The sequence below is a fragment of the Streptomyces milbemycinicus genome, assembly GCF_002154605.1.
Classification (GTDB): domain Bacteria; phylum Actinomycetota; class Actinomycetes; order Streptomycetales; family Streptomycetaceae; genus Streptomyces; species Streptomyces milbemycinicus.
This window is the reverse complement of sequence record NZ_MUNE01000135.1, coordinates 39,819-45,818: the sequence shown is the minus strand read 5'-3', so window position 1 is coordinate 45,818 and position 6,000 is coordinate 39,819. Positions and strand designations below refer to the sequence as shown.

General features: G+C 67.9%; 6 protein-coding genes. 4 read left to right on the top strand and 2 right to left on the bottom strand.

All coding sequences use genetic code 11. From position 1 onward, the window contains the following. A partial coding sequence (locus CCN51_RS12795) for a family 1 glycosylhydrolase (RefSeq protein ID WP_143675789.1) occupies positions 1 to 434 on the top strand: 434 nt, incomplete at its 5' end. 660 nt (positions 435 to 1,094) lie between these two features. On the opposite strand, the gene CCN51_RS12790 is transcribed toward CCN51_RS12795, so the two are convergent. Next, complete coding sequence (locus tag CCN51_RS12790; protein ID WP_143675788.1) at positions 1,095 to 2,147, bottom strand: hypothetical protein; 1,053 nt, start codon at positions 2,145 to 2,147, stop codon at positions 1,095 to 1,097. Between the two features lie 227 nt (positions 2,148 to 2,374). Between CCN51_RS12790 and CCN51_RS12785 the strand changes: the two genes are divergently transcribed. Beyond that, positions 2,375 to 2,950: a class I SAM-dependent methyltransferase gene (locus CCN51_RS12785; protein WP_014181939.1), complete on the top strand. Its 576-nt coding sequence runs from the start codon at positions 2,375 to 2,377 to the stop codon at positions 2,948 to 2,950. 214 nt (positions 2,951 to 3,164) lie between these two features. Continuing rightward, positions 3,165 to 3,491, top strand: a complete 327-nt coding sequence (locus CCN51_RS54915; protein ID WP_014181938.1) for a hypothetical protein — start codon at positions 3,165 to 3,167, stop codon at positions 3,489 to 3,491. Positions 3,492 to 4,147: 656 nt separating this feature from the next. On the opposite strand, the gene CCN51_RS12770 is transcribed toward CCN51_RS54915, so the two are convergent. Next, positions 4,148 to 5,413, bottom strand: coding sequence for an MFS transporter (locus tag CCN51_RS12770; RefSeq protein ID WP_193383764.1), 1,266 nt, complete (start codon positions 5,411 to 5,413; stop codon positions 4,148 to 4,150). Positions 5,414 to 5,509: 96 nt separating this feature from the next. Between CCN51_RS12770 and CCN51_RS12765 the strand changes: the two genes are divergently transcribed. After that, entirely contained in the window at positions 5,510 to 5,962 is a 453-nt protein-coding gene (locus CCN51_RS12765; RefSeq protein ID WP_014181934.1) for a winged helix-turn-helix transcriptional regulator, read from the top strand. Positions 5,963 to 6,000: the final 38 nt, after the last annotated feature.

The window sequence follows — 6,000 nt, the reverse complement described above, 5'->3', positions numbered from 1 at the left end:
CCCACGCCCACACCGTCCGCCGCCCGGACGTGCCCCGCACAGGCATGGACTGGGAGATCGACCCCACCGGCATCGAAACCCTCCTGCTGCGCCTGACCGACGAATACGGCGCCCGCAAGCTGTACGTCACCGAGAACGGCTCCTCCTACCCCGACGTCATACGCCCGGACGGCACCGTCGACGACCCCGAGCGCCAGAAATACCTCATCCAACACCTGGCGGCCTGCGCCTCGGCAGCCCGCAAGGGCGCCCCGCTGGCCGGCTACTTCGCCTGGTCGCTGCTCGACAACTTCGAGTGGGCCTACGGATACGGCAAGCGCTTCGGGCTCGTCCACGTCGACTACCGCACCCAGGCCCGCACCATCAAGGGGACCGGCCACCGCTACGCGGAGATCATCCGCGGCCATCGGGACCGGGCCCGCCACGCCGCCTGAGGGGCGGCAACAGCGGCCGGGCGCGGGAGCCCGCGGACTTCTCCCGAACGAGGGCCGCGGCGGGCAGGCGCCGGCGGGCGCGCAGATCCGGCGCGCGGCACTGCCCGCATCGGTCTGGCGGCACTGGAACTGACCCGGCGGCTGTTCCGAGGTGCCGGCGTCGTAACGGCGGAGCTTCTCGTGCTCCTCCTGCACCGCACCACCTCGTCCCCATCAAGGGCGATCTCTCAGGCGTATCCTCGGTCGCGTCGGGAAAGTTCCAGGAAGTCTGAGCGCCGCCAAAGCGGCGGCGGTGCGAGCAGGAACGGGATCGCCACTTCTCCGGCTCCGTCCCGGCGGGGTCGCGCGAGAGCGAGACATTCACCCGCGCGAGCCGGCCAGGTCTCCGGTGGTCCGCGCTTCAGCTCAATCCGTCAGACCCGGCAGCGAGGTTCACGACCCAAGCGGCTGGAGGCCTTTGAGTATGAGAAGAACCTGCACATTCCGCCCGAGATCATCGGCGAGCTGGGCCTGACGGACCGCTGCACCACCGCCTCCGCTCTGGTGAACGAGCTCGCCGAGACGAATGCCGCCCCCGGTCTGTCGTCACTGATCGCCCGCCACAGCAAAGTCGACCTTTCGCGGCATTTCCCGGGACAGCGGGTTCTCGCGTCGGTGGACTCAGCAAGTGGCCCAGCGACAGAGTCGTCCCTCCTCGGGCCGTTCGTATCCGGGGATGTGCATGGTCAGCCAGGTGCCGTCGCCGTGACCGCGCACGAACCCGCACTTCTGTTCATCCGGGAATTGCGCGGGGTATGCGATATGTCCGATCGGCTCCAAGGTGTCGGTACGGAACAACAGATGCCGGTTCTTCTCGTCGTCGTGACGTCCGGCGACGAGCACCTGTTTCGGGTCCAGGAAACAGGCGCCCGGGGTGAATTCCCAGTGATCCCATTGCCCGTCCTCGTTCAGCCGGATCGCGCTCCCCGCGAAGTCGCCCACGACGATGTCGTGCCAGGTACCGCCGAGCCAGTGGCGACCGTCGGGAGACACGTCCAGCGGGAACCAGCCCCCTCGGACCGGAGTGCTCTCGACGTTGTCGTGCCAGGCAGTCCAGATGCCATCCGCATGGTGACCGTCGAAGTAGGCAAATCCCAGTCGGCTCCCATCGGGAGAGGTGATGATGTCCGTGATCCCCCGATAGCGGGATTCCGCTCTACCGGTGATCTGCCAGTCCGACATCCTGACCACCCATCGCTCGGCGTCATCCACCCAGTTTTCGTCGGCGTATGGGCCGAGGACCGGTATGAAGGCCCACAACTCGGAGCCGTCGGAGCTGAACACTCCGCAGGCCGGCACCGCGTCGCCGCCGGCATCGCCGAACGTGGGATATGTGGTGTGCCAGGCCACCCTTCCGGTCGAGTCAACGACCATCATGCGCTCGGTGCCCGCGAGAACCACCCACCGGCGATCAGGGCTCACATCGACCCGGATGTCCCCATCCGGCTCCCGATATCGACGCGCCAGCTCCTCCGGGACAGGGAAACGGGAGACGACGCGCAACGCACGGTCCAGCACCATGACCTCGCGGGCACAGGGAACTGCCAGAAAGCCGTCCGTCAACAAGCGCACCGTGCCGCGTAGTGGTACGGACACCTCCGCGACCAGCCGCGCCCGCACCCCCGGGCCCAAGGAGGCATAAAGATCATCAGACATGCGGGGAAGGATATCCATCCCTCCCGCCAGGCGTTGAAGGAAGACAATGCGAGGCGGCCGCGATCAGAAGCAAGCACGCCAACGAGGAAGTGACAACGACAACGTCATGCGCGAAGGAACATCAGGGCTCCACAGACCCAAAGCCTTGACAATTACTCCCCGTGGACGCCCTCGCGCCGTCCGGGGGTACTTGACGAACTGTCGGAGTTCCGAGTTCAAACCCCCAACCCGAAAGGCAGGGCCCCATGGCAACCGCGTCTGCCGTTTACTGGGAGCGGCTGTGGGCTGACGGGCGCCGGTACCGTCAGGTCACCGGCGCCGAGACCACGCTCCTGGCCAAGCATCTCGGCCCCGGCCGCAGACGCCCGGCCCTCGACATCGGCAGCGGCGACGGCGCCCTCGCCCGCCACCTCCACCACCAGCTCGGTTACCGCGCCACCGGCATCGACTGCGCTCCAACCGCCCTCGCCCTCGCGGCCGCCCAGGACGCCGAAGCCGAACCCGGTCCGGTTTGGCAGCTGATGGACTTCACCAGCGGCGACCTCGGCGAACTGCTGGAGCCCGCGTACGCCGCCGTCACCTGTCGCCTTGTCTACCGGTGGGTGGACGACAAACCGGCCTTCCTCGACCGGGTCCGCCACGTCCTCGCACCCGGCGGAGTCCTGTGGGTCGTCACCGAGCTCGCCGAACGCCGCGAGGACACCGACCCCCTCAAGAAGCTGGGGATCACCGCTGCCGACATCGAGTTCCTCACCGCGGGCTGGTCCGTCGTACGGACCGCCGACCTCGACCTGCTCCGCTGCTACGCCGTCCAGCTCTAAAAGACGCTCCCTTGCGCAGCGATGCCCGGTCTGGGCATAGCGGCTCCAGCCGTGCCACTGTGCTCTATCCACCTCCACATGGGTCGGCGGCTGTTGGGAATGCCTCATAGTCGTGCCGGTGGTTCGCTAGTGTCCCGATATGAGTTCCGCCTGCAGTGCTGACCCTGGTCGCTGACAGAGGTAAGGCCGGAGATCAACAGCAGGGGAGAGCTGGGTGCTTGACGAGCAGAAGGTTCTGGACGCGGTGCGTCGACGCGTCGAAGAGCGTGGTGAAGCCTCGAAGCTGGGACTGCCGGACAACGTGAAGATCACCTGGACCGCCCTCCTGGAGGGTGAGATCGCCCGCCAGGCCACCTTCAAGTACCTGCAGCTGGCCCGCGCCGAGGCGCCCCAGCACCCGCACAGGGTTTACTACGTCTTCCCCACCGTCACCGCGCCCCAGGTACTTGTTCTGCCCTCCCGACAGAGAACCTGGCAGATCGTCGCAGCGGCCCTGGGCGCCCTCCTCGTGCTCTTGCTCATCCTCCGGCTCGTGTCGTAGCAGGCGGTATCCGAGGGGACGGTCGGCCACGGGGCACAGCCGGGGTTCCGACGGATCCACGCCAGGCGGTGGGCCACGCGTTCGCCTGCGGGGATGTCGTGTCGGAGCGGAGGGAGCCGTAGACGAAGCCATCCATCCGTACCTTCTTGGGCCAACGGTGCTCGCGGTCGTCCACCACGGTGGCCTCGGCGCCCATCCTCGTCGTCCTCGGCCATCTGGCGGTCGCGGCGGAGCCCGGGCCCATCGCCCGCTTCGGCGGCGACCGCTGGCCGTTGCTGGAACACTCGGAGTTCGACCTGCAGACCCGAGAGAGCCCCGGACCGTTGATGTCGCCGCGCCCCGCGATCGCTCTCTGGACCTGTCAAGCTTCCTAGGAAGTCGGTGCCGACCATCAGCGCGGAGGGGTTGGTCTTCACGATGGCGGACACGACCTCGGCAGCGTCGAGGTCGACGCGCCCGAATCCCGTGGCATTGACCTGCACCCCTTGCTCGACCAGATTCAACAGGTGCGGGAGTCCGTCGCGGTGCGGCCCGAGGTGATGGATGCTGACCGCCGGCAGCGCACGACCCTGACCTCGCCGTACAGGCCCCGGGCGGTTTAACGTGTTCACGCGGCGCCTGCGGCGCGCCTGTCACTCGACGTTCGGCGAGAACGCTCAGGATCCGCTGCGAGAGATCACCTTGGCGGCGGGGTCCGGAGCGCTGTGTCGAGTGAACGCCCACAGCACGAGCCCGAGGCAGCTGAACGCGGCACCCAGTGTGCATACGGCGCCCCAGCCGGCCACCGTGTAGAGGGAGGTCGCAGCGATGGCGCCGGTGGCGCTGCCGATCGAGTAGAAGACCATGTATCCGCCGATCAGTCGGCTGCCCGCGTCCGGGTGCAGCGCGTAGATCAGGGTCTGATTGGTGACATGGACCGCCTGCACGGCGAGGTCGAGAAGGATCACCCCGACAACCAGGGCCCAGAGTGAGCTGCGGGTGAAGGCCAGGGGCAACCACGAGGCGGCGAGCAGCGCCAGGGCGATGCCGGTGGTCCGCCGGGAGAGTCCGCGGTCGTTCAGGCGGCCCGCCACGGTCGCGGCCAAGGCGCCGGCGACACCGATCAGCCCCAGCGCCCCGATCGCGCTGTGGGGCAGGAAGTACGGGGCCTCGCTCAGCGGCAGCGCGACGCTGCTCCACAGGGTGCTGAAGGCGGCGAAGATCAGCAGGCCGAACAGGGCCCGGAGCCGCAGCAGTCGTTCCTGTGCGAACAGGGTGATCGTGGAGCGCAGGAGCTGTCCGTAGCGCAGGGTTGTCGGTGGAGCGTCACTGTGGTGTGGCAGCACTCGGTACAGGACCAGGGCGAGCAGCGCGGTGAGCGACGCCGAGACGACGTATACGGAGCGCCAGCCCGCGAGATCGGCCATGAGACCGGATGCGGTGCGAGCGAGCAGGATTCCGATGACCACGCCGCTGGTGACCAGACCGACGACCCGTCCGCGCCCGGCGGGAGGGGCCAGTGACGCCGCGAAGGCCACCAGCGTCTGCGTCACGACCGCGAGAAGCCCCATCGCGGCCATGCCCGCGAGCAGGATCGCCGCCGTGTGGGCGGCGGCTATCACAGCCAGCGCGACCACCAGGAGCAGCAACTGGGTCACGATGAGCCGTCTGCGGTCGGCCACGTCGCCCAGCGGCACGAGGAAGAAGAGTCCCAGCCCGTATCCGACATGCGTGAGGGTGACCACGCTGCCGACAAGTGCCGGGCTCATGGCGAGGTCGTGGCCCACGGTCACCAGGAGCGGCTGGGAGAAGTAGACGTTGGCCACCGCTGCCCCGCAGGCGACGGCGAACAGTATGACGACACCACGGGACAGGACGAACGCGGAACTTTCCCCGCTTCGGGCCTCGGTCCGTCGTGTCACAGCCTCATCGCTGCCGGGCATCAGCACCCCTCCGTATGTCTGGTTTCATCTTGCCACCAACGGCGACGGTAACTTTCTTGGTAGCATGTTGCAACCGTTGAGAGAGTGAGGGACGCCATGGTGACCAGGACGCGCTTCGACGACAGCGAATGTCCCGTCGCCCGGTCGGTGGACGCGATCGGCGACTGGTGGTCCCTGCTGATCGTGCGGGACGCCTTCGACGGAAGCCGGCGCTTCGGGGAGTTCCAGCGCAGCCTCGGCGTGGCGAAGAACATCCTCAGCGCGCGTCTGCGCACCCTGGTCGCCGGCGGCGTCCTCGAATCCGTCCCCGCCGCGGACGGCAGCTCCTACCGCGAGTACGTACTGACCCCGAAGGGCAAGGCCCTCTTCCCCGTCATCGTGGCACTGCGGCAGTGGGGCGAACGGCACTTCTTTGCCTCGGGCGAACCACACTCAGAGTTGGTCGACCGTCGGCAGGGACATCGCCTCCGCGCACTGGAAGTGCTTTCTGCGGATGGGCGACGGCTGGACCCCGATGACACCATCGTCCACAAGGTCTCCGCCCAGTGATCTGAGCCGGAGCCCCGCTGCCGACACGCCGCTCTGTC